Origin of the sequence: Thiocapsa roseopersicina, from assembly GCF_900106925.1 — a bacterium.
In the GTDB taxonomy this organism is placed as follows: Bacteria; Pseudomonadota; Gammaproteobacteria; order Chromatiales; family Chromatiaceae; genus Thiocapsa; species Thiocapsa roseopersicina.
The window spans coordinates 152086-177847 of sequence record NZ_FNNZ01000010.1 but is presented as its reverse complement, the minus strand read 5'-3'; the positions used below and the strand labels follow the sequence as shown (position 1 = coordinate 177847).

Sequence of the window (25762 nt, the reverse complement as noted above, 5' to 3'; positions counted from 1 at the left end):
TCTGAAGAGTGTGTGGCGTTCATTATGCTGCTGATGATCGACAACTACGACTCCTTCACCTACAACCTGGTGCAATACCTGGGCGAGCTGGGTGCGGAGGTGCACGTGGTGCGCAACGACGAGCTGAGTCTCGACGAGGCGATTGCGCTTGCGCCCGAGCGGATCGTGATCTCGCCCGGGCCCTGCACGCCGAACGAGGCCGGGATCTCGGTCCCGCTGATCCAGGCGATGGCCGGGCGCGTGCCGATCCTCGGCGTCTGTCTGGGACATCAATCGATCGGCCAGGCGTTCGGCGGACACATCATCAAGGCGCCGAGCGTGATGCACGGCAAGACCTCGGCGATCCATCATACGGACGTTGGCGTGTTCCACGGACTGGATAACCCCTTCGAGGCGACGCGTTATCACTCGCTGGTGATCGAGCAGGAGACCCTGCCGGATTGTCTGGAGGTGACGGCCTGGACCGAGACCGCCGAGGGCGAGCGCGAGGCCATCATGGGCGTGCGCCATCGCGAGCTTGCGGTCGAGGGCGTGCAGTTTCATCCGGAGTCCATCCTGACCCGTCACGGGCACGACCTCCTCAAAAATTTCTTACAAACCGCGTCCAGCTAAATCGCGTACATCGCGACGATTGATGTCGGCGGTAATGTCGACCCCGCAGCCCTCCAATCGGCTGGTGAGACGCGATTTAGGATATTGAAAGAAAAAATAATCACTTAAAACGCGCATCTCCGGCAGTGAATACGCGTGACAAGGTCGACCCGACATGAAACCCTCACCTAAACCAAAGAGCGCGTTTTAATCATGGAGCTAAAAGAGGCGATCAACCGCTGCCTGGAGCATCGTGATCTGACCGGCGACGAGATGACCACGGTCATGCGCACCATCATGACCGGCGGGGCGACCTCGGCGCAGATCGCCGGCTTCCTGATCGCGCTGCGCATGAAGGGCGAGGCGGTGCCGGAGATCGCGGCGGCGGCGGGCGTGATGCGCGAGCTGGCGACCGGCGTGGATATCGGCGGGCTCGATCATGTGGTCGACATCGTCGGCACCGGCGGCGATTCGTCCGGCACCTTCAACGTCTCGACCACCAGCATGTTCGTTGCGGCGGCGGCCGGCTGTCATGTCGCCAAGCACGGCAACCGTTCGGTCTCGAGTCGCTCGGGTGCGGCCGACGTGCTCGAGGCAGCCGGTGTGCGCCTGGATCTGTCCTCTGAGCAGGTTGCGCGCTGCGTGCGCGAGGTCGGTGTCGGCTTCATGTTTGCGCCGGGCCATCACAGCGCCATGAAACACGCGATCGGTCCGCGCAAAGAGCTGGGCGTGCGGACCATTTTCAACGTCCTGGGCCCGCTGACCAATCCGGCCGGTGCGCCGAATCAGGTCCTCGGGGTCTTCTGCGAGGATCTGCTCGAGCCGCTCGCGCTGGTGCTGCAGCGCCTCGGCAGTCGTCATGTCTTGGTGGTTCATGCCCGCGACGGTTTGGACGAGATCAGCATCGGCGACAGCACCGACGTGGCCGAGCTGAAGGACGGCGTGATCCACCGCTACGCCATCAATCCCGAGGACTTCGGTCTCAAGCGCGCGGATCTCGATGCGATCCGCGTCGGGGATCCGGCCGAGAGCTTGGTGATCCTGCGCGGCGTGCTCGCCAACCAGCCGGGGCCGGCACGGGATATCGTTCAGCTCAATGCCGGCGCGGCCATCTATGCGGCCGGTCGAGCCGAGAGTCTCGCCGCGGGACTGGCGCGAGCCGACTTCGCCATCTCCAGCGGCGAGGCGCAACGTCGGCTCGAGCGTTTGATCGAGCTGACGGCGAGCTTCGATCGGGCGAAGGGCGGTCATTGACGATGAGCGACACACCCGACATCCTCAAAAAGATTATTCATCGAAAGGTCGAAGAGGTCTCCGCCCGGTCGGCGCGCGTGCCGCTCGATCGACTCGCTGCAGGCTTACACGAAGCCGATCCGCCACGCGGGTTTGCCGATGCGCTCCGGGCCAAAATCGAGGCCGGCGCCCCCGCGGTGATCTCCGAGATCAAGAAGGCCAGTCCGAGCAAGGGTGTGTTGCGCCCGGATTTTCGGCCCGCCGAGATCGCGCAGAGCTATGCCCGCAACGGTGCGGCCTGTCTCTCGGTGCTGACCGACCGTGATTTCTTCCAGGGGAGCGACGAGGATCTCGAGGCGGCACGCGCGGCCTGCGCCCTGCCGGTGATCCGCAAGGACTTCATCGTCGACCCTTATCAGGTCTACGAGGCTCGCGCCCTGGGCGCGGACTGTATCCTGCTGATTGCGGCCTGTCTGGACGATGGCCGGCTCGCCGCGCTCAATGCGTTGGCCGCACAGATCGGGCTGGACGTGTTGGTGGAGGTTCACGACGCGGAAGAGCTGGAGCGGGCACTGGCGATCCCGGGCCGCCTGATCGGGATCAACAACCGCAATCTGCGGACCTTCGAGGTGACCCTGGACACGACGCTCGGGCTGCTGGATCGGGTCCCGAGCGACCGGCTGCTCGTCACCGAGAGCGGCATTCTGACCCCGGACGATGTCGAGCGGATGCGTGCGAGCGGCGTGAACTCCTTCCTCGTCGGCGAGGCCTTCATGCGTGCCGAAGATCCGGGCGAGGAATTGGCGCGGCTGTTCTTCGGAACGCATTGAGCGGTGCGATGCATCAAGGAGTCGTCGATCGCCGAGCCGGCTAGCCCCGGAACCCCGGGATAGTCGACTTGCAGTCGACTCTTCGGCTGCCCTGACGGGCTCAGGTGATTCTCTGGAATGAGCATCCCGTCTTCGCCTGCTTGGAAGACCTTGAGGGCTGTGCGTGCGAATCAACTCGCACCTACACGCGGTTAGCTCTGTTCTCGGAAATCACCCAATCCCGACGATCCCCCCGTGCGGGCGGAACCGCGTTTGATCCGGCAGCATCCTTCGGCTGGCGGCTGGCGGCTGGCGGCTGGCGGCTCCCTACCGCGTCCCGAACACCACGATCGTCTTCCCCTTCACGCTGACTAGTCCCTGCTCCTCCAGGCTCTTGAGCACCCGCCCGGCCATCTCGCGCGAGCAGCCGACGTTGCGGGAGAGCTCCTGTCGGGTGACCCGGATCTGCATCCCGTCGGGATGGGTCATGGCATCGGGCTGCTTGCAGAGGTCCAGCAGGGTACCGGCGATGCGGCCGGTCACGTCCAGGAAGGCCAGGTGACCGACCTTGCGGCTGGTCTGGCGCAGGCGCTGGGAGAGTTGCAGTCCGACGCTGTAGAGAAAATCCTTCGCGTATTCTTTGAGCTCGACATCGAGCAGGCGATCGAGCCGCTGGTAGCTGATCTCCGCGACCTTGCACTTGGTGCGGGTGCGGATGATGACGCTGCGTGTCTTCTGCGGGACGAAGAGCCCCATCTCGCCGATGAACTCGCCCTTGTTGATGTAGGCGAGCAGCAGCTCGCGACGCTCCTCGGGGTCGTCGATCATCGCCGCGACCGAGCCTTCGATGAGATAATAGAGTGTGTCGGCCGCTTCGCCTTGACGGATGAAGTCCACGTTCTTGTCGTAGCTCTTGGCATGACAGTAACGCAACAAGGGCTCCAACCAACGGGGATCTTGTTTGGGCGGCGTCAGAATGGTCATGGATCGCTGTGCCTGTCTGTCCCGGACTATGGTCTGGATTCTAGGCGCGCCTGTGTCCCTTGTCGAACACCGACGAAGACGAGGCACGCGGTCGTTGCATGTCCCCGAGCGCGAGCGGGTTGCGCATCGGGTCTTCTTTTTGTGCGGGACGAACGACGGCGGAGAGTTCGGATGAAGGCGCGTGTGAAATGGATCGAAGGGGCAGCGATGCTGGGCGAGGCCGGCTCGGGTCATGCAATCGTGATGGACGGACCGCCCGATCTCGGGGGGCGCAACATCGGTGTGCGCCCCATGGAGATGCTGCTGATGGGCTTGGGCGGCTGCACCCAGTTCGACGTCCTGCTCATCCTGCGCAAGGCGCGTCAAGCGGTGACGGACTGTGTCGTCGAGTTGACGGCGCACCGCGCGGAGACCGACCCCAAGGTCTTCACCGCGATCCACGTCCATTTCATCCTGACCGGACGCGGCCTGGATCCGCAACGCGTGGAGCGGGCGATCAAGCTGAGTGCCGAAAAATACTGCTCGGCATCCATCATGCTGGGCGCGACCGCGACCGTCACGCACGATTTCGAGATCCGCGATCTCGATACCGCTCTTGCATCCGTCGAACCGGAACGGTAGCGTGCGCGCTCCTGTTGTTCTGGAGGTCTCACGCCGATGCCCACGACTCTGAAAAAGCTGCGTCTGGAGGGGTTCAACAACCTCACCAAGACGCTCAGCTTCAACATCTACGATGTCTGTTATGCGGACTCGGACGAGCAGCGTGAGGCCTACATCCAGTATATCGACGAGGCCTACAACGCCGAGCGCCTGACCGCGATCCTGACGGATGTCGCGGAGATCATCGGTGCGACCATTCTCAATGTCGCGCACCAGGATTACGACCCGCAGGGCGCCTCGGTGACCATGCTGATCTCCGAGGAGCCGATCGCGGCGGGGCAGATCTCCAACACCGCCTCGCCCGGCCCCTTGCCGGAGGCGGTCGTCGCCCATCTGGACAAGAGCCACATCACGGTCCACACCTATCCGGAGAGCAATCCCCAGACCGGGATCAGCACCTTCCGCGCGGATATCGATGTCTCGACCTGCGGGCGGATCTCCCCGCTGCGGGCCTTGAACTATCTGATCCATGCCCTTGAGTCCGACGTGGTCATCATGGACTACCGGGTGCGCGGCTTCACGCGCGATGTCGGCGGACGCAAGCACTTCATCGACCACAACATCAGCTCGATCCAGAACTATCTGTCGCGCGACACCAAGAACCGCTATCAGATGGTCGATGTGAACGTCTACCAGGAAAACCTCTTCCACACCAAGATGGTGATCAAGGACTTCAGGCTCGACGACTATCTCTTCTGCATCGAGGCCAAGGATCTCTCGGAGCGCGAGCACCAGCGGATTCAGAAACTGCTGCGCCGCGAGCTCAGCGAGATCTTTTACGGGCGTAATCTCGGTCGCAATCTCGAATATCTCGGGGGCTGAATTCCGCTATCGCGGGATTCAGGATGATAGGGGGATCGGGCGGTTCGCTGCGCTCACCGGCACCCGCCGGCTGGGCGTGTCCCGGGCGCGTCTACCTCGACAACCCGGCCGACGACTGCAGCGCGGCAGATGTGTTGAAACCGTTCGTTGTCGTTGTCGTAATCGACGATCGATACGACAACGAAAATGATCTCGGGCGGTCTCGAAATCTCTTCACCGCCCAAGTAACCGTTTGATCTTAATATAAGAACGTCCAGAAAAATCTAGATTTCACCTAAACCGCGCTGCACCGACGTCGATTGGTAGCCCCGAGGTCCAAGATCGCTCGACACCCCAATGCCCCGTCGAGCGCGGTTTAGACCCAATAGACCGTGCTCGTCATCACCTTCGAGGTCAGCCGCATCGCCGAACGAATCGGCGCCGGTAGCTCGGCCCCGCCGGCGGCATGGGCAATCTGCGCATGGTGGACCTCGTCGGCCTTCATCTGCTCGAGGATGGTGCGCGTCTTCTCATCGTCGATCGGGATCTGCGCGAGGTGCTCGTCAAGGTGGTCCTCGACCTGACGCTCGGTCTCGACGACGAAGCCGAGGCTCCACTTGTCGCCGGCCAGCCCGGCCGCCGCGCCCATCGCAAAAGAGCCCGCATACCAGAGCGGGTTCAAGAGACTCTTGCGGTCCCCCAAGTCATCCAGGCGTGCGGCACACCAGGCGAGATGATCGTTCTCTTCCTTGGCGGAGCGTTCCAGGCGCTTGCGCGTATCCGGCAGCGTGGCGGTCAGCGCCTGACCTTGGTAGAGGGCCTGGGCGCAGACCTCGCCGGTGTGGTTGATCCGCATCAGGCGGGCGACGTGCCGACGCTGCTCGTCGGTAAGGTCCGCCTCCGGGATGTCCTCGGCTGGGTTGGGCCGTTCGGTGGTTTGCGGGCGCCCGAACAGGGTCCTCAGGGCGTGATCGGCGTTGATCAACATCTGGTCGATGGGCGTTAAACGGCGTGTTGTCATGGGTTGCTCCGGTCGAAAGGCGTTGCGTTGCGGTCAGTATCGGGGATTCGCCGCCGCGTGACGAGTATGCGGGCAGCAGGGCTGGCTTCCAGCGCGTTGTTGCGCATCCAAGTTACGTGTCGGAAATCAGTCGAGCACCCGATCCAATCGTTGTCGTTGTCGTTGTCGTTGTCGTAATCGACAACGACAACGTGCCCAACCTGCGGCCGTTAAGCCTCCGGGCCGAGTGCGGCGGCGATCAGCTCGACGGGATGCAGGACCGCGATGTCCAGCCCGGCCTCGCGAACGCCCGCGGTCAGGTGCAGGGCGCACCCCGGATTGGTGGTGACGATCACGTCCGGTGTGTCCAGACGCACCGGTGCCAGCAGGTCGGCGAGCAGCGCCTCGGCCATGGCCGGGTGCTGGAGCAGGTAGGTTCCGGCTGCACCGCAGCACCCTTGGCCCGGCGGCATCGGCACTATCTCCAGACCGGGGATGCGCCCGAGCAGCCGATGGACGGCGGCATTCCCGCCGAGCTGGTTGCGATGCGAGCAGGGCTCGTGGACCAGGACGCGGCGTCGATCGGATCGGACCCGCAGCGATTCCGGCCACTCGACCTCGTCGAGAAACGCACACAGCTCCCGGGTGTCGCGCAGTGCCGGATCCACCCGAAGCTCGGCGACACAGGCGCTCGCCAGACCGACGAGCGGGCGGCCGCCATGGACCCGTACGCAGGCATCGCGCCGTGCGTCGGCCTGTGCGGGCAATCCGTTGTGCCTGAGCATCGCGCCGCAGCAGGTGTCGGGCGAGGCGATGCGAAGGCGCAGATTCAGTCGAGCGGCGATCTTCAGGGTCGCCTCGACGGCACGTCCTTCCGCGGCGGCGCCCATGCAGCCGAGGAAGAGATCGACGTCCGCCCCTTCCGGGTTGCGCGGAGCGATCGCGAGGGCGACGGCCCCCATCGCCCTCGCGATCCGATGATATGGGCGCAATGCGGGGATTCGGTCGAGCCTGAGCAGCTCCGCCAGTCGGGCGAGACCAAGGCGGCGGTAGAGGCGCGGGATCCGGGCGAATCGGCTCATCAGCTGCGCGCTCGACAAGGCGCCGAGCATGAGCCGCTTGAGGGTCCGCGCGGGTGCGGGCGACGCGGCCGTGCGCAGCGCCTTCGCCTGATCGGCGATGCGCCCGTAGGCGACCTCCGAGGGGCAGACGCGCTCGCAATTCAGGCAGCCGAGACAGCCGTCGAGATGCCCGGCGAGGGTCGGCGTCATCGCCAAGTGGCCGCCCGCCCACCCTTGGATCAGGGCGATCCGCCCGCGCGGCGAGTCCGCCTCTTGGCGTGCCTGTTGAAACGTCGGGCAGTGCGGCAGGCACAGTCCGCATTTGACGCATTGATCGGCAAGCAGCAATAGCTCGCGGGTTGCGCCGGCCTGCAAGAGGCTGCGTGGGTCTTCGGTCGAGTTCTTCAATCGCGGGGGTCGTCCAGTGGCTCGGTCGGTTCGTTCGGAGTGCGTCCATGCCGGCGAGCCTGTAGCCTCGGACGTGGGTGGCGCTCGGTCGCTGCGGACCTTGATTATGTTACCCTTCCGCGGTCGCTTTGCGTTCAATCCAGGTCATTTAAGATGTCGTACTACCGCTATCACGTCTTCTTCTGCACCAACCAGCGCGAGGACGGCAGCCAATGCTGCAACCAGTGCGCGGCCACGGCGATGCGGGATTTCCTCAAGCGCCGCACCAAGGAGCTGGGTCTGACGGGGCGTGGCGGGGTGCGCATCAACACCGCCGGTTGTCTCGACCGTTGTGCGGAAGGCCCCGTGATCGTGGTCTATCCGGAGGACACCTGGTACACCTACATCGACAGCGAGGACTTGGAGGAGATCCTGCAGGAGCATCTGATCGGCGGGCGCGTGGTGGATCGGCTGCTGTTACCGGCCTGAATCGCGGGTTAAATTTTGGGTTGCGTGCGACGATTTCGTCACGTAGACTTCGCGGTCTTTCTCGACACAGAAAACGAAATCGACGGCCCGCGCGCGACTCGTCACTCGAACCATACCGGCTCAATGCCGTAACGTGAATTCGATGTCGGGGCAACGCGAGCACGGCATCCCGGAGCGAAGGACATGACGACGACAGTGAGTGCAAAACCGGCGGAAGTCCGCCGTGCCTGGTATCTGGTCGATGCCGACGGCAAGACCCTCGGGCGGCTCGCGAGCGAGTTGGCCCTTCGCTTGCGCGGCAAGCACAAGCCGCAGTACACCCCCCATGTCGACACCGGCGACTATATGGTCGTCATCAATGCCGAGAAGGTGCGGGTGACCGGGAACAAGCGCGAAGACAAGATGTACTACCACCACACCGGCTACATCGGCAATCTCAAGTCGACGAATCTTGCCAAACTGCTCGATTCCAAGCCCGAGCGGGCCATCGAGATCGCCGTGAAGGGGATGCTGCCGCGTGGGCCGCTCGGGCGGGCCATGTTCAAGAAGCTGCGTGTCTACGCCGGGCCGGAGCACGGTCATCAGGCGCAACAGCCGCAAGTCCTTGAGCTCAACGTTTAGGAATCAGACGCATGTCCGAGAGACAACACGCCATCGGTCGACGCAAGACGTCCGCCGCCCGTATCTTCCTGACCCTCGGGTCGGGCAACATCACGGTCAACGATCGCCCGCTCGATCAATTCTTCGGCCGCGAGACGGCTCGGATGGTCGTTCGTCAGCCGCTCGAGACCGCCGGGTTGCTCGACCGAGTCGACATCAAGGCTACCGTGGCCGGTGGCGGCAACACGGGGCAGGCCGGCGCGATTCGCCACGGCATCGCCCGGGCGCTGGTGCTGTTCGACGAGAACCTCCGTTCGCCGATGCGACGCGCCGGGTTCTTGACCCGCGACGCTCGCGAGGTCGAGCGTAAGAAGGTCGGCCTCCACAAGGCCCGTAAGCGTCCTCAGTTCTCGAAGCGTTAACAGATCGACCGAAGAGCGTTTGGTCCTTGTCGCCGGCTCGGCACGTCCGAGCCGCCTTCGCTGGGTACTGCAACAGCTTCACGCTCTCTCGGCGCTCTGCTCGCCGTGCATCGTGTTTCCCCGATGCCTGCGACACGTCCCGATTTTGGGGGATCGTCTAGTGGTAGGACAGCGGACTCTGACTCCGTCAACCTAGGTTCGAATCCTAGTCCCCCAGCCACATCCTGCTCGGCCTCATACCTGGTCCGGCACGCATCCAGAATGCTGCCGCTTCGCTGTCTTTCGCCGCTGTACACCTTACGCGACACCCTGTCGCTGTGGCATCGATGTCAGTCGCGGCCTTGCGGCCACGCTGCCCCGCCGGTTTAGGCGAGAATCGGGTGTTGTGCTTTTTCGATGCTTTTTCGAGCGTTCGATGCATGCAGAGCGCTCGCGGTGCTTGTCGCTGCGCCTGAGCACGGCAGTCAAGTGGAATCAAGTATTCAGGCTGGCCTCGTCGCCGGAATCAAAGCGACATTCTCACCGGCCGATCCCTTATGAGCATGCCGAAATGCGCCCGCCTCGCGTCGGGTCGATGCTAAAAAGCAACACATTCCCTGCGTGTGTCTTTTTTTGTCCCACTCTGTTGCAAAACACTCCGCCTTACACTATAGTTCAGTGCGCAAAGCATGATTGCGTTTGGTTTCTGCAGTCTACCTGACAAATTCACAACAGCGGAGAAGAGTATGAACAAGAAGATCCTTAGCCTCGCGGTCGCTGCCGCGATGGTCGCCCCGGGTGCCGCGATGGCCGAAGCTATCCTGTACGGCAAGCTGAACATGTCCATCGACTGGGCCGACGTCACCAACGTCATCTCCCAGGGCTCCGTGGTTCCCGAGATTATCGATCCGGAGACCGGGCAACAGCTCGTTGCTCCAATCCCCGATCGTGATCAGAACTTCCAAGGCTGGGGTCTGAACGGCGGCGGTTACATCCCCGGCGAGAAGCGCGCCAACCGCATCGGTGTCAAGGGCTCCGAGGATCTGGGCAACGGCCTGAAGGCGATCTACCAGGTCGAGTTCGGCATCCAGATGACGGAAGAGTCGCGTCAACTGGCCGCAACCGGCTCCAACAACTCGCCGACCATGCGTAACAGCTTCCTGGGTCTGGCCGGCGACTGGGGTACCTTCCTGGTCGGTCGTCACGACACCCCGGTGAAGATCTCCACCGGCAAGCTGGATCTCTTCTCCGACACCATGGCCGACTACAACGGCACCGTCGGCTTCAACGATGTCCGTGCCGACAACGTGGTCGCCTACATCAGCCCGAGCCTGAGCGGCTTCCAGCTGATGGCTGCGGTGCACGCGGGTGGTGGTTCGACCATCACCCCGAGCAACGGCAACATCTTCGCCGACAGCATTGCTGAAGGCTGGTCGGCTGCAGGTATCTACAGCAACGGCCCCTTCTACGTCTCGGCCGCTTACGAGATGTTCGGGAACGACCTGTACATGGATTCGACCACCGTGCTCCTCGGTGATCCGCTCTTTATCGATCCGGACACCGGCGAGGCCGTCGCAAATCCGAACTTCGTCGCCGATGATTTCAGCGTCTGGCGTATCGGCTTGGGCCTGCTCGACTGGAACGGCTTCACCTTGACCGCGATCTACGAAGACCAGGCCGATCGTCCGGCAGGTCAGTTGTGGAACCAAGGCAGCGGTGCTCCTGCTCCGGATGGCCTGAAGCTGTGGCAGGTGCAGGCCGGCTATGCCTTCGGCAACAACATGGTCAAGGCCATGTACGGCAGCGGCACGCGTGACAGCGACTTCGACACCTCCTTGCCGGAGATCGAGAAGTACAAGAACACCCTCGACGGCGATTACTACACTTGGGCGATCGGTTTCGATCACAACTTCAGCAAGCGCACCAAGGCGTATGTGCTGTACACCCAGGTGGACGACGATGCGTCTCAGGAGATCCGTGGCTCGCAGTGGGACGGCTTCTCGCTCGGTATGATGCACAGCTTCTAAGCCGATTCCGGCTTGGCATGGAACGCATGACGGGGCCTTCGGGCCCCGTTTTTTTGTCTCTCGGGAGCGCCGGGCTCGGATGTTGCCGAATGGTCTGCTTAGCCTGGATCCGGCCGTTGACCGCAGAAGCCGGCGTGACGGTCGGCGTGCGTGCCCGAGCCGTGGCGCAGGCTGCTCGATGAGCGACTCAGGGCCAAAAGATCGGGCTCAGCTCCGCATCCTGTTTCGATCAAGTCGTAGAGCGAACAATCGTAGCGCAGTCCATCAGCGTCGGCGCAGGGATCGGTGGACTTCGCTCTCGCTCGTCCATTGCCCTACCGGCCAGCGCTCCGAACAACGCCGAATGACCCTCGGATCAGGCCCGCAAGGTTTTGGGTCCATCCGGAGTGCCGAGGATCAAGACATCCGCCGGGCGCAGGGCAAAGATGCCGACGGTGACCACCCCGGCGATATTGTTGATCTGTTGCTCCAGCTTGGCCGGCTCCATAATCTCGAGATGCTGTACGTCCAGGATCAGATTGCCGTTGTCGGTCACGAAACCCTCGCGCCAGACCGGGGTACCGCCCAATTGGACCAGCTCGCGCGCGACATAGCTGCGCGCCATCGGAATCACCTCGACGGGCAGCGGGAAGGCACCCAAGACCCTGACCAGCTTGCTCTCGTCGGCGATGCAGACAAACTGCCGGCTCGCCGCGGCGACGATCTTTTCGCGGGTGAGTGCACCGCCGCCGCCCTTGATCAACTGGAGCTGCGCGTTGGACTCGTCCGCCCCGTCGACATAGAGCGAAAGCTCACCGACGGCATTGAGATCGTAGACCGGGATCCCGTGCCCCTTGAGTCGTTCTGTCGAGGCGACCGAGCTCGACACCGCGCCCTCGATCCGTCCCTTGATACCGGCGAGTGCATCGATGAAGTGATTCACGGTCGAGCCTGTGCCTACCCCGATGATACCGTCCTCGACATAGGCAAGCGCAGCCTCGGCGGCCTGTTTTTTCATCGCGTCTTGTGTGTTCATGTGTCCTCCGGTGTGTTGGTCGAGTGTGAGGCGTTAAACCGCGCTCAGAGCGATATGCGATGTTTTTCGATGGGATCGGCCCCGGCAGACTTGACGACCGCCGGAGTCGGCGCGCTTTAAGATATTAAAAAACAGATCATTTTAAACCGCGTCCCCGCTAAGGGCCGTGGATGCACCAATCGTCGAACTCACTCGAAAACGAGCATCTCGCTCTGGACGCGGTTTAGCTTCCAGTCGCCAGCCACCCAGCCAATGGCTGATGACCGAAAGCTGCTAGCTGGAGGCAGACGGCTGGCGGGCGGTTCAGCGCCGACGGTTGGTTGTGCCTCGTACGGTTCGGCACCTCCAGCTCCGCTCTTTTCCAGCTCCGGCAGTATCATAACAGAGCGCCGAAACCCCGCAGATCTGTCCGGAGCTAAACTGTGTCGAGAGCGAGATGCTTGGTTTCGAGTGCGTTCAGCACGGAGTTACCTTCCGGCCCTCGTCCGAGATACGGTATAAACGTTCATATTCTTAAAACTCTAAACCGCGTCAGCTCCGACGCTCCTGCATTCAATCGACACGGCTCCAATCCAAGAACAATGTATATCACTCCGGACGCGGTTTAGATGCCCGACGCCTATATCGAACGGATCCTGCGTGCTCGCGTCTACGATGTGGCGCACGAGACACCCCTGACGCATGCGCCGCAGCTCTCCTCGCGGCTCGACAACGCGGTCTTTCTCAAGCGCGAGGACTTGCAGCCCGTGTTCTCGTTCAAGCTGCGGGGCGCGTACAACAAGCTGATCCACTTGGATCCGGAGGTGCGCGCACGCGGCGTGATCGCGGCCAGCGCGGGAAATCATGCACAGGGCGTTGCGCTTGGCGCTGCCAAGCTCGGGGTGCCGGCGATCATCGTGATGCCGCGGACCACGCCTGCGATCAAGGTGCGCGCGGTGCGTAGTCTCGGCGGCAAGGCCGTCCTGCATGGCGACTCCTACGACGAAGCCTTCGCCCATGCGATGACCTTGGTCGCGGAGAAGGGACTGACCTTCCTGCACCCCTTCGATGACCCCGACGTCATCGCCGGTCAGGGGACGATCGGGATGGAGATCCTGCGCCAACATTCGGTCCCGCCCTATGCGATCTTCGTCCCGGTGGGCGGCGGCGGACTGATTGCGGGCGTTGCGGCCTACGTCAAATGGTTGATGCCGGAGGTGCGCATCATCGGTGTGGAGCCGCAGGATGCGCCCACGCTGCATGCGGCGCTCGCCGCAGGGCGGCGCGTCGAGCTGGCGCAGGTTGGGCTCTTCGCCGACGGCGTGGCCGTAAAACTGATCGGCGAGGAGACCTTCCGTATTGCCCGAGAGCGTGTCGACGAGGTCGTGCTCGTGAGCACCGACGAGATCTGCGCCGCGGTCAAAGACATCTTCGACGACACCCGCGGGATCGCCGAACCGGCCGGTGCACTCGCAGTCGCCGGCATGAAGCGGTATGTGGAGACGCACAAGATCAAGGGCGAGCATCTGATCGCGATCGAGAGCGGCGCCAACGTCAACTTCGATCGGCTGCGCCACATCGCCGAGCGCGCCGAGCTCGGCGAGCGGCGCGAGGCATTGCTTGCGGTGGAGATCCCGGAGCGCCCGGGCAGCTTTCTGGCTTTCTGCCGAGTGATCGGACGGCGTCAGATCACCGAGTTCAACTATCGCTACTCGGATGCGTCACGCGCGCAGGTCTTTGTCGGCGTGGAGCTGGCGCGCGGCGACGACGAGCGTGCCGAGCTGATCGGCCGCCTTGTGGAGAAAGGTTTCGGCGTGCTCGACATGACCGAGAACGAGACGGCAAAGCTGCATATCCGCTACATGGTCGGCGGGCACGCCGAAGGGATCGAGTGCGAGACCCTCGTGCGCTTCGAGTTTCCCGAGCGCCCGGGCGCGTTGCTGGATTTTCTCTCGGCACTGGGAAAGCGTTGGAACATCACGCTGTTTCACTACCGCAACCACGGCGCGGCCTACGGGCGCGTCCTGATGGGTGCCCAGATTCCGCCGGACGAAGCGGATGACTTTCGCGAGGCGCTCGATACCTTGGGTTATCAGTACTGGGAAGAGACCGAGAATCCGGGGTATCGGCTCTTTGCGGGATCTAAACCGCGCTTGGAGTGATTTGTGTGGGTGCGGCTGGAGCGCTGCGTCGTCGCGAACAATGGCCTCGGCGGGGCGCGGTTTAGATGATAAAAACGAAAAGGCGATTCAGGCGATTTCCGGGAACAAACTGCCTGCAAGGCATGTAGAGGCGACTTCAGTCGCCCCGATCATGGTGGTCGAAGCTTTCCGGTAAATCACCCGTAAAGAGCGTGTTCCGCAAGGCGATCAGGCTCAAGAGAGGTGCGAACGGTCCCGAAGCCAGATTTGTCGGTCGGGAGGCGATCCGACGTAGATGCGCCGCTCGGTCACGACGGCGTCGAGCGGGATATCCCAGGGGCGAGGCTCGATCCTCTCGATGCGCTGGCACTCATGCGCGAGGCCGATCAGTCGGGGTCGCCGCCAGTATCGGCGCGCCTTCAGAAAGGCCAGGGTGCGGTCGTAGTAGCCGCCACCCATGCCGATGCGGTTGCAGGCACTGTCGAATCCCACGAGCGGGACCAGGATCAGGTCGAGATGGCGAGCGGGGCGGATGTGCCGGCCGCGTCGCGTTGGCTCGGGGATGCCGAAGTGATTGGGACGCATCGTCTCGCCGGCGATCCAGCGCACGAAGCGGAGTTTGACCCGGGATCGCCCCCCGATCCTTTTGCCCAAGACCGGGAAATAGACGGCTTTTCCGTCCGTGAACGCGTCTTCCAGCAAGGGGCGTGGATCGAGCTCGCCATCGGCCGGCCAGTAGGCTGCGATCCGGCGGGCGCGCCGAAAGCGTATCTCGCGACGAAGCAGTCGGGCGACGAGACGCGAATGGTTGCGTTGCGACCGGCTGCTCAAGGCTCGGCGGCTAGCGCGCAGTGCTCGGCGGAGGAGTTTCGGATGTGGCATTGCGGGAGGAAAAAAGGGGACACCCCCCGCCTGTGCCGTTGCAGACCTTTGTTCTTGAACCAAGAGGTTCAAGTGGGGACACTCGGTTCGGCTTCAGGCTTCCCGCTCGAAGGCGGACTTGCACAACAGCCTCACTTCTATGTCCCCAGGGCAGCGATTAGGCTCAAGAAAATACCCAGGCCACGATCGGTCACTGCAGGGGGTGTCTTGAGAAAGGAGGCTATACCCTTTCGCCCGACGCGTCCAGCGCCTGTTCGGCTGCCAGCGCTTGCGCGACGCGCTCCTGCAGGAGCGTAAGCCGCGGGTCGATCTCGCCACCGTCGACGGTGCGGGATTTCTGAAGCTGAAACAGCTCATGGGCAATATTCAGAGCCGCCATCACGGCGATGCGGTCGGTGCCGATGACGCGTCCGGTCTTGCGGATGTCGCGCATCTTGCCGTCGAGAATGCGCGCGGATTCGCGCAGTCCCTGTTCCTCATGCGGCGCGCAGGCGATTCGGTAGTCCTTGTCGAGGATCCTGATGCTGACCTGAATCGGCTCGTCGCTCATAGACTCTCCTCCATCGCGCGCAAACGCGACAACATGGCTTCGACTCGACTGCGTGCCTGCTCGGTCTTTTCGATCAGCTCGCCGCGCTCGCCGACCAACGTCTCTTGGCGAGCCCGCAGGGATTTGTTTTCGTCGCGCAGGCGCTGGTTCAGGCGGATCAAGGTCTCCACCTGTTGTTCCAATTGGTCGAGGTCGAAATGTGCCAAAGTCCACGACTCCGTTGAAGTTCGTCGCACTATAGAAGGCGTGCGGAGGGCGGTCAATCGCGCGAAAGCGCATGGTATTATCGCATGGTCGCCGGGCTTTTGATCGTCCGGCGCCCATCCCCGTTTCCCGCCCTGTTCCCCGAGAGGAGGTCGCCACGAATATCGACGACGATCGGCTTGCCCGTTATCTGGCGGCGGGCGCACTTTGTGCGACGCCCAGCGAGGCCCACGGCATCCTTTGCGGCCTGATGTGCGGCGGCGATGCGAACCCTGAGGCCACTTGGTTGCGCCAGCTCCGGCCCGAGTCCGATGCGGGCGATCTGCCGATCGAGGAGGGGCGCGAGGCCCTGTCGGCGCTGGCGCGCCTGACGCGCGAGGAGCTCGAGGCGTCCGAGTTCGCACTCACGTTGTTCTTGCCCGATGACACTCGCCCCCTTGCAGAACGGGCGACGGCCCTCTATGACTGGGTTCGCGGGTTCCTCTACGCTTGGGGAACACTCGACCATACCGGTGCGGAGCCTTCGCCGGAGACGCGCGAGATCCTGCGTGATTTTACCGACGTGACCCGCATGGATCTCGACGGACTCGACGACGACGAGCAAAACGAAGAGGCATTGACCGAAGTGAGCGAGTTCATCCGGGTTGCGGCGATGACGATCTATCAAGAGTGCGTCGTCGCTCGCGCCCCCTCGTCCGAGTCATGACGGCGGCCGAATACAAGCGCCGCCGACGGGCCCTGGCCAATGCGATCGGCCCGAACGGCATTGCGATCCTTCCGGCCGCGCGCGAGGTCGTGCGCAATCGCGATGCCCACTACCCGTTTCGCCAGAACAGCGATTTCGTGTATCTGACGGGTTTCTCCGAACCCGACGCCTTTGCCGTCATTGCGCCGAAACGCAAAGACGGGGAGTACGTGCTCTTTTGTCGGCCTCGCGATCCGGAGCGCGAGCAGTGGGACGGCCGGCGCGCGGGCATCGAGGGTGCGACGGCGCAATTCGGAGCCGATCAGGCGTATCCACTGAGCGAGCTCGATACGGTCATGCCGACCCTGATCGACGGGCGCGAGCGGCTGTATTTCGCGATCGGCAGCGATGCGGCGCTCGACGCGCGTGTTATGGGCTGGGTGAACCGGGTTCGGGCCAACGTCCGCGCCGGCGCCTGTGCGCCCGAGATCTTCGTGACCATCGAGTCTGTCCTGCACGAGATGCGGCTTCGCAAGAGCCCCGCCGAGATCAAACAGATGCGCCGAGCGGCGGAGATTTCCGCCGCGGCCCACCGGCGGCTGATGCAGATCTGCGGGCCCGGCATGAACGAGTCTCGGCTCGAGGCCGAATTTCATCACGTCTGCGCCGTCTCGGGTGCGCGCGATCAGGCCTACTCCCCGATCGTCGGCGGCGGCGCCAATGCCTGCATCCTGCACTATGTCGAGAACCGGGCGCCGCTGCGCGACGGGGATCTCGTCCTGATCGATGCCGGATGCGAGCTCGGCGGCTATGCATCCGACATCACCCGGACCTTTCCCGTAAACGGGCGCTTCAGTGCGCCCCAGCGCGAGCTCTACGAGCTGGTGCTCGAGGCGCAGACCGCAGCGATCGGCAAGGCCAAGCCGGGCAATCTGTGGAACGAGCCACACGACGAGGCGGTCAAGGTCCTGACCAAAGGGCTTGTCCATCTCGGCCTGCTCAAGGGAAAGCTCGCCGAGCTGATCAAAGAGGAAGCGCACAAACCCTACTATATGCACCGCACGGGGCATTGGCTGGGGATGGATGTCCACGACGTCGGAAGCTACAAACAGAAGGGCGCGTGGCGGTCCTTCGAGCCCGGGATGGTGTTGACGGTGGAGCCCGGACTCTATTTGGCCGACTCGGACGAGATCCCGGAGCCCTATCGACAGATCGGGATCCGCATCGAGGACGATGTCTTGATCACGGAGTCGGGAAACGAGATCCTCTCGGCCGCGGCACCGAAGGATCCCGATGCGATCGAATCCCTCATGGCGGGCTGATTTAAACCGCGTCCGGAGCGTCATGCGTCATTTTCATGTTGCGTTTGGCTTTGGAGATGTCTTCGATCTCGGTGAGGCGCGGTTTAAAATTTAATATTTTTGAATACTTTAAACCACGCCAGCTCCGGCAGTCGTCGGAGCTGGCGCGGCCAAGCCACTCCAACAAATCACGCATACCGCACCGGGCGCGGTTTAAAGGCAGGCATGCACGAATACGATTTAGTGATCATCGGCGGAGGCTTGGTGGGCGGTAGCCTGGCATGCGCCCTATCCGGCTGCGGGCTGCGGATCGCGGTCGTGGAGGCGGTGCCGGCCGCCGCCGAGCACCAGCCGAGCTATGACGAGCGCGTCATTGCCCTGTCCTGGGGCAGTCGCCGGATCCTTGAAGCGATCGGTGTCTGGCCGGAGATCGCCCCGGATGCGGAGCCGATTCGGCAGGTCCATGTCTCCGATCGCGGGCATTGCGGGTTCACGCGGCTCGGTCCGGACGATGCGGGCGTGGAGGCCCTTGGCTACGTCGCCTCGGCGCGCGTGATGGGGGCCGCCATTCGCACCGCACTCGCTTTGTCTCCCGACGTGGAGCTGCTCTGTCCGGCACGGCTCTCGGAGCACCGCGTCGTGGCCGACCGGGTCGAGCTCGAGGTGCAGCACGGGGACGAGCGGCTGCGTCTGACCACACCTCTGCTGGTGGCGGCCGACGGAGGCGACTCTGCGGTGCGCCGAAAGCTCGATCTCGAGACACGCGACGAGCGCTACGAGCAGGACGCCGTCATTACGACGGTCTCGCCCGATCGCCCGCGCACCGGCGTGGCCTTCGAGCGCTTCACCGACACGGGACCCTTGGCCCTGCTGCCGATGACGGGAGGACGCTACTCGGTGGTCTGGACCTGTCGTCGCGACGAGACGAGCGTGCTGCTGGCGCTCTCCGACGAGGCATTCCTGGCTCGCCTGCAAGAGCGCTTCGGCTACCGGCTCGGGCGTTTTCTGCAGGTGGGCCCGCGTCGCGCCTACCCGCTGAAGCTGGTGCTCACGCGCAATCCGGTGCAGCCGCGTGTCGTGCTGATCGGCAACGCGGCACACACACTCCATCCCGTGGCCGGCCAAGGCTTTAATCTGGGCCTGCGCGATGTCGCCGCCCTCGCCGAGGTGATTGCTCAAAGCGTGCGTGCGGGCGCCGATCTCGGCGGTCCGGCTGCCCTGTCGGACTATCGAGACTGGCGCGGCTCGGATCAGCCGAGCACCGCGCGACTGACCGATCTGCTCGCCCGCGTCTTCGTCAACCCCTGGTCGCCGCTGCGGCTCGCCCGCAATGCCGCCATGTTGGGTCTGGATCTCATCCCCCCTGCGCGCCACCGCGTCGCGCAGCGGTTCATGGGCGTGGGCGGGCGCTTGCCGCGCCTCGCCTGCGGGGTCCCTTTGGAGAAGGCCAATGCACGAAACTGAGTCCATGTCGTCGCGCGTTCCGGACATGACTGCGTCGCAGGAGCCATCTTACGACCTGCTCGTGGTCGGCGGCGGTATGGTCGGGGCGGCACTCGCCCGTGCCTGTTCCGGGAAGGGGCTGCGGATCGCGGTCATCGAGACCCGCGCGCCGCAGCGCGACTGGCCCGCGAGCGAGATCGACCTGCGGGTCTCGGCCTTGAGTCGGGCGAGTCAGCGGATCCTCGCGCGCTTGGGCGCGTGGGAGCGCATTGCGGCGCTCGGTGCAAACCCCTATCGCAAGATGTGTGTGTGGGATGCACTCGGCGGCGGAAGCATCCATTTCGATGCCCAATCGCTCGGGGAGCCCGATCTCGGCCACATCGTCGAGAACCGGGTGATTCAGCTCGCACTCTGGGAAGCCTTGGAGTCCTCGCCCGACATCCGGCTCGTCTGCCCTGCAGCCATCGTCGAGATCGAACGCACGGAGACCGAGTCGCGGGTGGTGCTCGGTGACGGGCAGGTCATCGCGGGTCGGCTGCTGGTCGCCGCGGACGGGCGCGATTCACTGGTGCGCGAGCTCTCGGGTATCGAGACCGAAGGCCGGGACTACGACCAGCGCGCAATCGTCGCCAACGTCCTGCCGCAGGAGTGGCATCAAGAGACCGCTTGGCAGCGCTTCCTGCCGACCGGACCGCTGGCCCTGCTGCCCTTGGCCGACGGGCGCTGCTCGATCGTGTGGTCCGCCACCGACGAGCGTGCCGCCGAGCTGCTGGCGATGGGCGATGCCGCCTTCTCGGCGGCCCTCACCGATGCCTCCGAAGCGCGGCTCGGCGCACTCGTCGTGGAGGGTCCGCGCGCCGCCTTTCCGCTTCGACTCCAGCATGCCAAGCAGTATGTCCTGGCGGGATTGGCCTTGGTCGGCGACGCCGCCCACGCGGTCCATCCGCTCGCCGGACAGGGTGTGAACCTGGGGTTCCTCGACGCCGCCGAGCTGGCCGCGGCGATCGATCTCGCGCTGGAGCGGGGACGCGACATTGCCGGCCTCTGGGCGCTGCGCCATTACGAACGAGCGCGCCGCGGCGACAACACCGCCATGCTCGCCGCGATGGACTTGATCAAACGGACCTTCAGCAACGAAGTGTCGCCGATCGCTGCAGTGCGCAGCATCGGGTTGACCCTGACCGACCGAATCGGCCCGCTCAAGGCGCTCTTCATGGAGCGTGCGCTCGGTCTGGGGAGCGACCTGCCGCCGCTTGCGCGTCCCCTTTGAGTGCGGTCCGAGCGACATGCATGCCGGCGTGCTTTTTCCGCACCGATCGCTGACCTAAACCGCGTCCAGAGCGACATGCGTCGTTGTCATGTTGCGTTTGGCTACGGAAATATCCTCGATCTCGGTGAGACGCAGTTTAAAATGATTAATTTTTTAAATATCTTAAACCGCGCCGGCTCCAGCGGTCGTCAAGTCTGCCGGGGCCAATGCCATCGAAAAACAATGCATACCGCGCTGGGCGCGGTTTAACGACAAGCACCTAAAGACAAGGGGACAGACATGACAGCCAAGAATGCCTTTTACGCACAATCCGGCGGCGTTACCGCCGTCATCAACGCCTCGGCGTGCGGCGTGATCGAAACCGCTCGGCTTCACTCGGTGCGGATCGGAAACGTCTACGCCGGGCGCAACGGCATCATCGGTGCCCTGACCGAAGACCTGATCGATACCGGCCGCGAGTCCGACGAGGCCATCGCCGCGTTGCGTTATACGCCCTCGGGCGCGTTCGGCTCCTGCCGCTACAAGTTGAAGAGCCTGGAGGCCAACAAACGCGAGTACGAGCGTCTGATCGAGGTCTTCAAAGCCCACGACATCGGCTATTTCTTCTATAACGGCGGCGGCGACTCGGCCGACACCTGCTACAAGATCTCTCAGCTCTCAGAGACCATGGGCTACCCGGTGCAGGCCGTGCATGTGCCCAAGACGGTCGACAACGATCTGCCGATCACCGACAACTGCCCGGGTTTCGGCTCTGTCGCCAAGTACATCGCCACCTCGACCCTGGAGGCCTCGTTCGACGTGCGCTCCATGGCCAAGACCTCGACCAAGATCTTCGTGCTCGAGGTCATGGGTCGCCATGCCGGCTGGATCGCTGCAGCGGGCGGATTGGTCGAGGATCACGGCATCCCGGTGATGATCCTGTTTCCCGAGATCGAGTTCGACCAAGAGCGCTTCCTCGCCGCGGTCCAGCAGAAGGTCGAGCAGCACGGTTACTGCACCATCGTGGTCTCCGAGGGCGCGAAGTATCCCGACGGGCGTTTCCTCGCCGAGCAGGGCACGCGCGATGCCTTCGGTCATGCCCAGCTGGGCGGCGCGGCTCCGGTCGTGGCCAACATGATCAAGGATGTCACCGGCTACAAGTTCCATTGGGCGGTCGCCGATTACCTGCAGCGCGCGGCCCGTCATCTGGCCTCCAAGACGGACGTCGAGCAGGCTTATGCGATGGGCCGGGCCGCGGTCCAATTTGCCCTCGAGGGGCACAACGCCATCATGCCGACGATCAAGCGCGTCAGTCAGGACCCCTACCGCTGGGAGGTCGGCGAGGCGCCGCTGTCGGAGGTCGCCAACGTCGAGAAGTTCATGCCGCGTGAATTCATCTCCGAGGACGGTTTCGGGATCACGCCGGTCTGCAAGGAATACCTGATCCCGCTGATCCAGGGCGAGGACTATCCGCCCTTCGAGAAGGGGTTGCCCAAGTACGTCACGCTCAAGAACGTGGCGGTCGAGAAGCGGCTGCCGGCGTTCGAGATCTGAGGCGGCTCGGGGGGCGGGCCTGCGGCCTGCCGCCTGCCTCCAGCTTTTGCTTCTCGCTTTTAGCTTTTAGCTGTCAGCTATCAGCTATCAGCTATCAGCTTCAGCCTTAAGGCAGGAGGCAGGAGGCAGGAGGCAGGAGGCTCCGCTCAACGATCGAATGCCACCTCGATCTCGGGCGCGACCCCGGGCGCGGCTCGATCCGCGCACGATCATTGGGATTTCCCGGCATCCGATGGGCTACAATCGGGTGCATTCGACCCGACACCGCCAACGCGACCCGCCGTGCATCGGCGATCCGGTCGTGTCTCGGCGATCCCAATCCGAACCACAGAGGCTGACCCATGGATCCGAAGCGCGTCCCACGCGGCGATAATATCCCGAGCGAAATCAACGTAATTATCGAGATACCGTCGCACGCCGAGCCGGTCAAGTACGAAATGGACAAGGCGACCGGCGCCATGTTCGTCGATCGCTTCATGTCCACGGCGATGCACTATCCCTGCAACTATGGATATGTGCCGAACACCTTGTCCGCGGATGGCGACCCGGTCGACGTGATCGTGGTCACCCCTTATCCGCTGATCTCGGGCTCCGTCATCAAGTGCCGTCCGATCGGCGTGCTCAAGATGACCGACGAGTCCGGGGATGATGCCAAGATCCTGGCGCTCCCGATCGACAAGCTCTTCAAGGGTTACCGCGAGATCGAGAGTTTCCGCGATATGCCGGCCCATCTGCTCGATCAGATTTCACATTTCTTTGAGCATTACAAGGACTTGGATGAGGGTAAGTGGGTCCGCGTCATGGGCTGGGGCGGCCGCGAAGACGCGCGCGAAGAGATCATGAACAGTGTGAGGATGTTCGAAGAGGCACCGGAGAAGCCGGCGTTCTGATGTACCCGTCGCTCGCCCTTCCTCGGGGCGAGCGCTCCGAATGGCGTCTCGGTTGGGTCATTCTCCGAGACCCTTGTCGTCGCAACATGTCGGTGTCCTTGCCGACCCCTAGGCTCTCCACTCCGCGGATCGCAGATGCCGTTGACACATTTCGACGAGAAGGGTGCGGCCCATATGGTGGACGTGGGCGAGAAGGCCCTCACCAAACGCCGCGCCGTTGCGGAGGGGAGCATTCGGATGGAGCCGTCTACGCTTGCACTGATTCTGAGCGGCGAGCACCGCAAGGGCGATGTGCTCGGCGTTGCCCGGATCGCAGGGATCATGGGCGCCAAGCGCACCGCGGATCTGGTGCCCTTGTGTCATCCGCTGAGTCTGACTCGGGTCGCCGTCGAGCTGGAGCCGCGCGACGAGACATCGACCGTCTATTGTTCCGCTACCGTCGAGACCAGAGGCTCCACCGGGGTCGAGATGGAGGCGCTCTGCGCGGTACAGATCAGCCTTTTGACCATCTACGACATGTGCAAAGCGGTGGATCGGGGCATGAGTATCGAAGGTGTGCGCTTGCTCGAAAAGGAGGGAGGGCAGTCCGGCCGTTGGATCCGGGGTGTAGCGTCTGCCGGTGACTGCGATCCGGACGCGGGCGATCCCGGTACAGGCGATCCAGCTCGAGTCGACTCGGACGAGCGCCTCGCATCATGGAGAAAGCGATGACTCAATTCGTGGAATGGTCCGCAGCGCTCAGCGTCGGCATCGACGAGATCGACGCCCAGCATCAGGCCCTGATCGACCTGATCAACGAGGTTCAGGATGCCGTCGTCGGGGGCCTCGATCGAGAGCGCCAGCTCGATGCGCTCGGCAGGCTCGCCGAGTACACCAAGATCCATTTCGCCGTCGAGGAGAGCCTGATGCGCATCTTCGGCTACCCGGATTACGAGCGCCACAAGGTCCAGCATGAAGGGCTGATCCGCAGCATGCTGGATCTGCAACGTCGCCTCGCCGTCGATCGGGCTCCGCTTGACGATGGCCTGATGCGGCACCTCAAGCATTGGCTGCTCGATCACATCCTGCAAAGCGATCAGGATTACAGCCGATTCTTTCTCGCCGCAGGCGCCCTGTCGCGACACCAAAAGCCGTCCTGGGCGACGCGGATGTGGGATCACCTGCACTTTTGCGGCTCCAAGTGCTGGAGCTAAACCGCGTCCGGTCCCGGCTTACGATGAATCCTTTTTACCAACGCGCCCATTTCCTGACGGCTGCCGCACGGGTCGAGCAATGCCCCGCAGACGAGGGTCGCGAGGTCGCGTTCGCGGGGCGCTCGAATGCCGGCAAGTCCAGTGCGATCAATGCACTTTGCCATCAGAACGCGCTCGCCCGCACGAGCAAGACACCCGGACGGACGCAGCAGCTCATCTTTTTCGAGCTGGACGAGGCGCGTCGCTTGGTCGATCTCCCCGGTTACGGATATGCCAAGGTTCCGGATACGGTCAAGCGCGACTGGCAGCAGCACATGGCGGCCTATCTCGAGCAGCGCAACTCACTCGGCGGTCTCGTCGTCGTCATGGATATCCGCCATCCGCTGGCGGAGTTCGACCGCCAGATGCTCCACTGGGGCGGGCGCGCCGATCTGCCGATGCTCGTTTTGCTTACCAAGGCGGACAAGCTCAAAACGGGGGCGGCCCGCGCCACTCAGCATGCAGTCGAGCGGGCCGTCTCGGATATGGTGGGGCGGGTCGAGGTCATGCTGTTTTCCGCCCTGAAGCGCCAAGGCGTGGAGTCCGTCCAGCGATTGCTCGATGCCTGGCTTCAGGTGGGGGCCGAGATCGAGCCCGCGGATCCCTCGGAGATGCGGACAAGCGACTGACGCCGAAGCGGGCCGAAGGCGCCGACCGGACTGCGCCGGCGCTCCGTCGACCCGCGGCTGTGTCCCCCGATGTCAGTAACCCATGCCCTGCGGCGGCCCCTGATCGTAGCCGGGTGCGCCATAACCGGGTGCATCGTAATCGGGCATCATGGGCGGATGCCCCATACCTCCGCGCCCCGGATAAGGCATGCCGCCGGGATAACCGCCCTGCGGGCCGTAACCGTATCCATAGCCCTCGCGCTCATACCCGTCATATTGGGGCATACGCGGCATCTCGGGCATCGGAGGAGGGCTTCCGAACAGGGCGCGGGCCGCCTCGATCTGCTCCTCGCTCATCGCCTCGACGGTCTTGCGATACGTCTCGAATCGCTCCTCCATCTCCTTGCGACGCGCCTCGGCCTCGGCCCAGGGCGGCGTCTCTGGCATCTCGACTCCCCGTTCCGCCGCATCGGCCCGCATTTGCTGCCAATGCGCATCGCGCATCGCCCGGCGTTCTTCGGGGGTCATGGAGCGCATTTGCTCACGCATCTCTTGGCGTTGTTGGCGCATCGCTTCCATGTCCTCGGGCGACATGCCGCGACGCTCGGGCATCGGCGGCCGATCGGTCGACTCCCACGGCGGCATCTCGGGGAGTGCTAGGCCGATCTCGGCGGCACGAGCACGGAGCTCTTCGTAACGTTTCTCCCGTTCAGCCATCATGGCGGCGCGACGCTCCTCGGCCTTGGCTCGGGCCGCCTCCCCGGGTGTGGGCGCATCGCTCGATGCATCGGCAGGCGCATCGGCCGGAGCCGGAGCGGGAGCCGGGGCCGGCGCTGCTTCGTTCGTTGGCTCGGCCGGCGTTTGGCTCGCTTCCGTTGCCTGCGGATCGGCGAAGGCGCCTTGGCCGATGACGAGCGCCAGCGTTGCCGCCGAGACGAGCGGGATCATGCGAGACGTGTCGGGCATGGAGGTAGTCCTCGAAGTGG

The 25762-nt window shown here is 63.8% G+C and carries 27 protein-coding genes, 1 tRNA gene and 1 other RNA gene; 20 read left to right on the top strand and 9 right to left on the bottom strand.

The features are described 5' to 3' along the window. The first annotated feature begins 24 nt into the window (after positions 1–24). The 3 genes from BLV04_RS12515 (at position 25) to trpC (ending at position 2654) form a co-directional block, all read left to right on the top strand. Entirely contained in the window at positions 25–612 is a 588-nt protein-coding gene (locus BLV04_RS12515; protein WP_093032413.1) for an aminodeoxychorismate/anthranilate synthase component II, read from the top strand. Positions 613–804: 192 nt separating this feature from the next. After that, entirely contained in the window at positions 805–1845 is a 1041-nt protein-coding gene (trpD, locus tag BLV04_RS12510; RefSeq protein ID WP_093032356.1) for an anthranilate phosphoribosyltransferase, read from the top strand. Between the two features lie 2 nt (positions 1846–1847). Further along, the gene (trpC, locus tag BLV04_RS12505; protein WP_093032353.1) at positions 1848–2654 is read left to right on the top strand and encodes an indole-3-glycerol phosphate synthase TrpC; all 807 of its coding nucleotides are present in this window, start codon (positions 1848–1850) and stop codon (positions 2652–2654) included. A 306-nt stretch (positions 2655–2960) separates the two neighbouring features. Here the strand turns inward: trpC and crp are convergent, their stop codons facing one another. After that, a complete protein-coding gene (gene crp, locus BLV04_RS12500) occupies positions 2961–3617 on the bottom strand; it encodes a cAMP-activated global transcriptional regulator CRP (RefSeq protein WP_007192305.1) in 657 nt (218 codons plus the stop codon). Between the two features lie 171 nt (positions 3618–3788). Here crp and BLV04_RS12495 point away from each other — a divergent pair, with 171 nt between their 5' ends. Together BLV04_RS12495 and speD are read left to right on the top strand one after the other, a co-directional pair. Then, positions 3789–4238, top strand: coding sequence for an OsmC family protein (locus BLV04_RS12495; protein ID WP_093032350.1), 450 nt, complete (start codon positions 3789–3791; stop codon positions 4236–4238). 36 nt (positions 4239–4274) lie between these two features. Further along, positions 4275–5099, top strand: a complete 825-nt coding sequence (speD, locus tag BLV04_RS12490; RefSeq protein WP_093032347.1) for an adenosylmethionine decarboxylase — start codon at positions 4275–4277, stop codon at positions 5097–5099. A gap of 355 nt (positions 5100–5454) precedes the next feature. Here speD and coq7 read toward each other — a convergent pair whose 3' ends face one another. Together coq7 and BLV04_RS12480 are read right to left on the bottom strand one after the other, a co-directional pair. Continuing rightward, on the bottom strand, positions 5455–6099 hold the full coding sequence (coq7, locus tag BLV04_RS12485; protein ID WP_093032344.1) for a 2-polyprenyl-3-methyl-6-methoxy-1,4-benzoquinone monooxygenase: 645 nt from the start codon (positions 6097–6099) through the stop codon (positions 5455–5457). 209 nt (positions 6100–6308) lie between these two features. Continuing rightward, a complete protein-coding gene (locus tag BLV04_RS12480; protein WP_093032341.1) occupies positions 6309–7547 on the bottom strand; it encodes a (Fe-S)-binding protein in 1239 nt (412 codons plus the stop codon). A gap of 153 nt (positions 7548–7700) precedes the next feature. Here BLV04_RS12480 and BLV04_RS12475 point away from each other — a divergent pair, with 153 nt between their 5' ends. From BLV04_RS12475 to BLV04_RS12455, 5 genes are all read left to right on the top strand, one after another. Then, the gene (locus BLV04_RS12475; RefSeq protein ID WP_093032338.1) at positions 7701–8015 is read left to right on the top strand and encodes a (2Fe-2S) ferredoxin domain-containing protein; all 315 of its coding nucleotides are present in this window, start codon (positions 7701–7703) and stop codon (positions 8013–8015) included. Positions 8016–8198: 183 nt separating this feature from the next. Further along, entirely contained in the window at positions 8199–8636 is a 438-nt protein-coding gene (gene rplM / locus BLV04_RS12470) for a 50S ribosomal protein L13 (RefSeq protein WP_007192299.1), read from the top strand. 11 nt (positions 8637–8647) lie between these two features. After that, entirely contained in the window at positions 8648–9037 is a 390-nt protein-coding gene (gene rpsI, locus BLV04_RS12465; protein ID WP_093032335.1) for a 30S ribosomal protein S9, read from the top strand. Positions 9038–9183: 146 nt separating this feature from the next. Further along, positions 9184–9257: transfer RNA gene (locus tag BLV04_RS12460), tRNA-Gln, on the top strand. A 505-nt stretch (positions 9258–9762) separates the two neighbouring features. Continuing rightward, entirely contained in the window at positions 9763–11043 is a 1281-nt protein-coding gene (locus BLV04_RS12455; protein WP_093032332.1) for a porin, read from the top strand. Positions 11044–11398: 355 nt separating this feature from the next. Here BLV04_RS12455 and rpiA read toward each other — a convergent pair whose 3' ends face one another. Next, positions 11399–12058: a ribose-5-phosphate isomerase RpiA gene (rpiA, locus tag BLV04_RS12450; RefSeq protein WP_093032329.1), complete on the bottom strand. Its 660-nt coding sequence runs from the start codon at positions 12056–12058 to the stop codon at positions 11399–11401. Positions 12059–12666: 608 nt separating this feature from the next. On the opposite strand from rpiA, the gene ilvA reads away from it, so the two are divergent. After that, positions 12667–14199, top strand: a complete 1533-nt coding sequence (gene ilvA, locus BLV04_RS12445; RefSeq protein ID WP_093032326.1) for a threonine ammonia-lyase, biosynthetic — start codon at positions 12667–12669, stop codon at positions 14197–14199. 213 nt (positions 14200–14412) lie between these two features. Here the strand turns inward: ilvA and BLV04_RS12440 are convergent, their stop codons facing one another. From BLV04_RS12440 to BLV04_RS12425, 4 genes are all read right to left on the bottom strand, one after another. Continuing rightward, positions 14413–15009 carry a 5-formyltetrahydrofolate cyclo-ligase gene (locus BLV04_RS12440; protein WP_245731865.1) on the bottom strand — a complete coding sequence of 199 codons (597 nt, stop codon included), beginning with the start codon at positions 15007–15009 and terminating at the stop codon, positions 14413–14415. A 70-nt stretch (positions 15010–15079) separates the two neighbouring features. Beyond that, a non-coding RNA gene (gene ssrS / locus BLV04_RS12435) (6S RNA) lies at positions 15080–15265 on the bottom strand. A 15-nt stretch (positions 15266–15280) separates the two neighbouring features. Next, the gene (locus tag BLV04_RS12430) at positions 15281–15610 is read right to left on the bottom strand and encodes a cell division protein ZapA (RefSeq protein ID WP_093032319.1); all 330 of its coding nucleotides are present in this window, start codon (positions 15608–15610) and stop codon (positions 15281–15283) included. Continuing rightward, the gene (locus BLV04_RS12425) at positions 15607–15816 is read right to left on the bottom strand and encodes a TIGR02449 family protein (RefSeq protein WP_093032316.1); all 210 of its coding nucleotides are present in this window, start codon (positions 15814–15816) and stop codon (positions 15607–15609) included. The genes BLV04_RS12430 and BLV04_RS12425 overlap by 4 nt, the downstream gene beginning before the upstream one ends. Before the next feature lie 71 nt (positions 15817–15887). Here BLV04_RS12425 and BLV04_RS12420 point away from each other — a divergent pair, with 71 nt between their 5' ends. The 9 genes from BLV04_RS12420 to yihA all read left to right on the top strand — a co-directional run bounded on the left by BLV04_RS12420 (position 15888) and on the right by yihA (position 24797). Continuing rightward, positions 15888–16520: a UPF0149 family protein gene (locus BLV04_RS12420; protein ID WP_093032313.1), complete on the top strand. Its 633-nt coding sequence runs from the start codon at positions 15888–15890 to the stop codon at positions 16518–16520. Further along, the gene (pepP, locus tag BLV04_RS12415; RefSeq protein WP_093032310.1) at positions 16517–17821 is read left to right on the top strand and encodes a Xaa-Pro aminopeptidase; all 1305 of its coding nucleotides are present in this window, start codon (positions 16517–16519) and stop codon (positions 17819–17821) included. Before BLV04_RS12420 ends, pepP begins: the two co-directional genes overlap by 4 nt. Positions 17822–18025: 204 nt before the next feature. After that, the gene (gene ubiH, locus BLV04_RS12410) at positions 18026–19264 is read left to right on the top strand and encodes a 2-octaprenyl-6-methoxyphenyl hydroxylase (RefSeq protein WP_093032307.1); all 1239 of its coding nucleotides are present in this window, start codon (positions 18026–18028) and stop codon (positions 19262–19264) included. Beyond that, on the top strand, positions 19251–20513 hold the full coding sequence (locus BLV04_RS12405; protein WP_175534612.1) for a UbiH/UbiF/VisC/COQ6 family ubiquinone biosynthesis hydroxylase: 1263 nt from the start codon (positions 19251–19253) through the stop codon (positions 20511–20513). Before ubiH ends, BLV04_RS12405 begins: the two co-directional genes overlap by 14 nt. A gap of 279 nt (positions 20514–20792) precedes the next feature. Beyond that, the gene (locus tag BLV04_RS12400) at positions 20793–22046 is read left to right on the top strand and encodes a 6-phosphofructokinase (RefSeq protein WP_093032303.1); all 1254 of its coding nucleotides are present in this window, start codon (positions 20793–20795) and stop codon (positions 22044–22046) included. Between the two features lie 341 nt (positions 22047–22387). Then, on the top strand, positions 22388–22936 hold the full coding sequence (ppa, locus tag BLV04_RS12395) for an inorganic diphosphatase (RefSeq protein ID WP_093032299.1): 549 nt from the start codon (positions 22388–22390) through the stop codon (positions 22934–22936). Positions 22937–23071: 135 nt separating this feature from the next. Next, positions 23072–23647: a cyclic pyranopterin monophosphate synthase MoaC gene (moaC, locus tag BLV04_RS12390; protein WP_093032296.1), complete on the top strand. Its 576-nt coding sequence runs from the start codon at positions 23072–23074 to the stop codon at positions 23645–23647. Next, a complete protein-coding gene (locus BLV04_RS12385) occupies positions 23644–24129 on the top strand; it encodes a bacteriohemerythrin (RefSeq protein WP_175534611.1) in 486 nt (161 codons plus the stop codon). Before moaC ends, BLV04_RS12385 begins: the two co-directional genes overlap by 4 nt. 23 nt (positions 24130–24152) lie before the next feature. Continuing rightward, positions 24153–24797: a ribosome biogenesis GTP-binding protein YihA/YsxC gene (gene yihA / locus BLV04_RS12380; protein ID WP_093032290.1), complete on the top strand. Its 645-nt coding sequence runs from the start codon at positions 24153–24155 to the stop codon at positions 24795–24797. Between the two features lie 72 nt (positions 24798–24869). Here the strand turns inward: yihA and BLV04_RS12375 are convergent, their stop codons facing one another. Further along, positions 24870–25742, bottom strand: a complete 873-nt coding sequence (locus BLV04_RS12375) for a hypothetical protein (protein WP_139191924.1) — start codon at positions 25740–25742, stop codon at positions 24870–24872. Between the last annotated feature and the right edge of the window lie 20 nt (positions 25743–25762).

Excerpts from the sequence above, each read along its gene's own strand:
- BLV04_RS12515 (WP_093032413.1), top strand. The coding sequence starts at position 25 with ATGCTGCTGATGATCGACAACTACGACTCCTTCACCTACAACCTGGTG.
- trpD (WP_093032356.1), top strand. The coding sequence starts at position 805 with ATGGAGCTAAAAGAGGCGATCAACCGCTGCCTGGAGCATCGTGATCTG.
- trpC (WP_093032353.1), top strand. The coding sequence starts at position 1,848 with ATGAGCGACACACCCGACATCCTCAAAAAGATTATTCATCGAAAGGTC.
- crp (WP_007192305.1), bottom strand. The coding sequence starts at position 3,617 with ATGACCATTCTGACGCCGCCCAAACAAGATCCCCGTTGGTTGGAGCCC.
- BLV04_RS12495 (WP_093032350.1), top strand. The coding sequence starts at position 3,789 with ATGAAGGCGCGTGTGAAATGGATCGAAGGGGCAGCGATGCTGGGCGAG.
- speD (WP_093032347.1), top strand. The coding sequence starts at position 4,275 with ATGCCCACGACTCTGAAAAAGCTGCGTCTGGAGGGGTTCAACAACCTC.
- coq7 (WP_093032344.1), bottom strand. The coding sequence starts at position 6,099 with ATGACAACACGCCGTTTAACGCCCATCGACCAGATGTTGATCAACGCC.
- BLV04_RS12475 (WP_093032338.1), top strand. The coding sequence starts at position 7,701 with ATGTCGTACTACCGCTATCACGTCTTCTTCTGCACCAACCAGCGCGAG.
- rplM (WP_007192299.1), top strand. The coding sequence starts at position 8,199 with ATGACGACGACAGTGAGTGCAAAACCGGCGGAAGTCCGCCGTGCCTGG.
- rpsI (WP_093032335.1), top strand. The coding sequence starts at position 8,648 with ATGTCCGAGAGACAACACGCCATCGGTCGACGCAAGACGTCCGCCGCC.
- BLV04_RS12455 (WP_093032332.1), top strand. The coding sequence starts at position 9,763 with ATGAACAAGAAGATCCTTAGCCTCGCGGTCGCTGCCGCGATGGTCGCC.
- rpiA (WP_093032329.1), bottom strand. The coding sequence starts at position 12,058 with ATGAACACACAAGACGCGATGAAAAAACAGGCCGCCGAGGCTGCGCTT.
- ilvA (WP_093032326.1), top strand. The coding sequence starts at position 12,667 with ATGCCCGACGCCTATATCGAACGGATCCTGCGTGCTCGCGTCTACGAT.
- BLV04_RS12430 (WP_093032319.1), bottom strand. The coding sequence starts at position 15,610 with ATGAGCGACGAGCCGATTCAGGTCAGCATCAGGATCCTCGACAAGGAC.
- BLV04_RS12420 (WP_093032313.1), top strand. The coding sequence starts at position 15,888 with ATGGTATTATCGCATGGTCGCCGGGCTTTTGATCGTCCGGCGCCCATC.
- pepP (WP_093032310.1), top strand. The coding sequence starts at position 16,517 with ATGACGGCGGCCGAATACAAGCGCCGCCGACGGGCCCTGGCCAATGCG.
- ubiH (WP_093032307.1), top strand. The coding sequence starts at position 18,026 with ATGCACGAATACGATTTAGTGATCATCGGCGGAGGCTTGGTGGGCGGT.
- BLV04_RS12405 (WP_175534612.1), top strand. The coding sequence starts at position 19,251 with ATGCACGAAACTGAGTCCATGTCGTCGCGCGTTCCGGACATGACTGCG.
- BLV04_RS12400 (WP_093032303.1), top strand. The coding sequence starts at position 20,793 with ATGACAGCCAAGAATGCCTTTTACGCACAATCCGGCGGCGTTACCGCC.
- ppa (WP_093032299.1), top strand. The coding sequence starts at position 22,388 with ATGGATCCGAAGCGCGTCCCACGCGGCGATAATATCCCGAGCGAAATC.
- moaC (WP_093032296.1), top strand. The coding sequence starts at position 23,072 with ATGCCGTTGACACATTTCGACGAGAAGGGTGCGGCCCATATGGTGGAC.
- BLV04_RS12385 (WP_175534611.1), top strand. The coding sequence starts at position 23,644 with ATGACTCAATTCGTGGAATGGTCCGCAGCGCTCAGCGTCGGCATCGAC.
- yihA (WP_093032290.1), top strand. The coding sequence starts at position 24,153 with ATGAATCCTTTTTACCAACGCGCCCATTTCCTGACGGCTGCCGCACGG.
- BLV04_RS12375 (WP_139191924.1), bottom strand. The coding sequence starts at position 25,742 with ATGCCCGACACGTCTCGCATGATCCCGCTCGTCTCGGCGGCAACGCTG.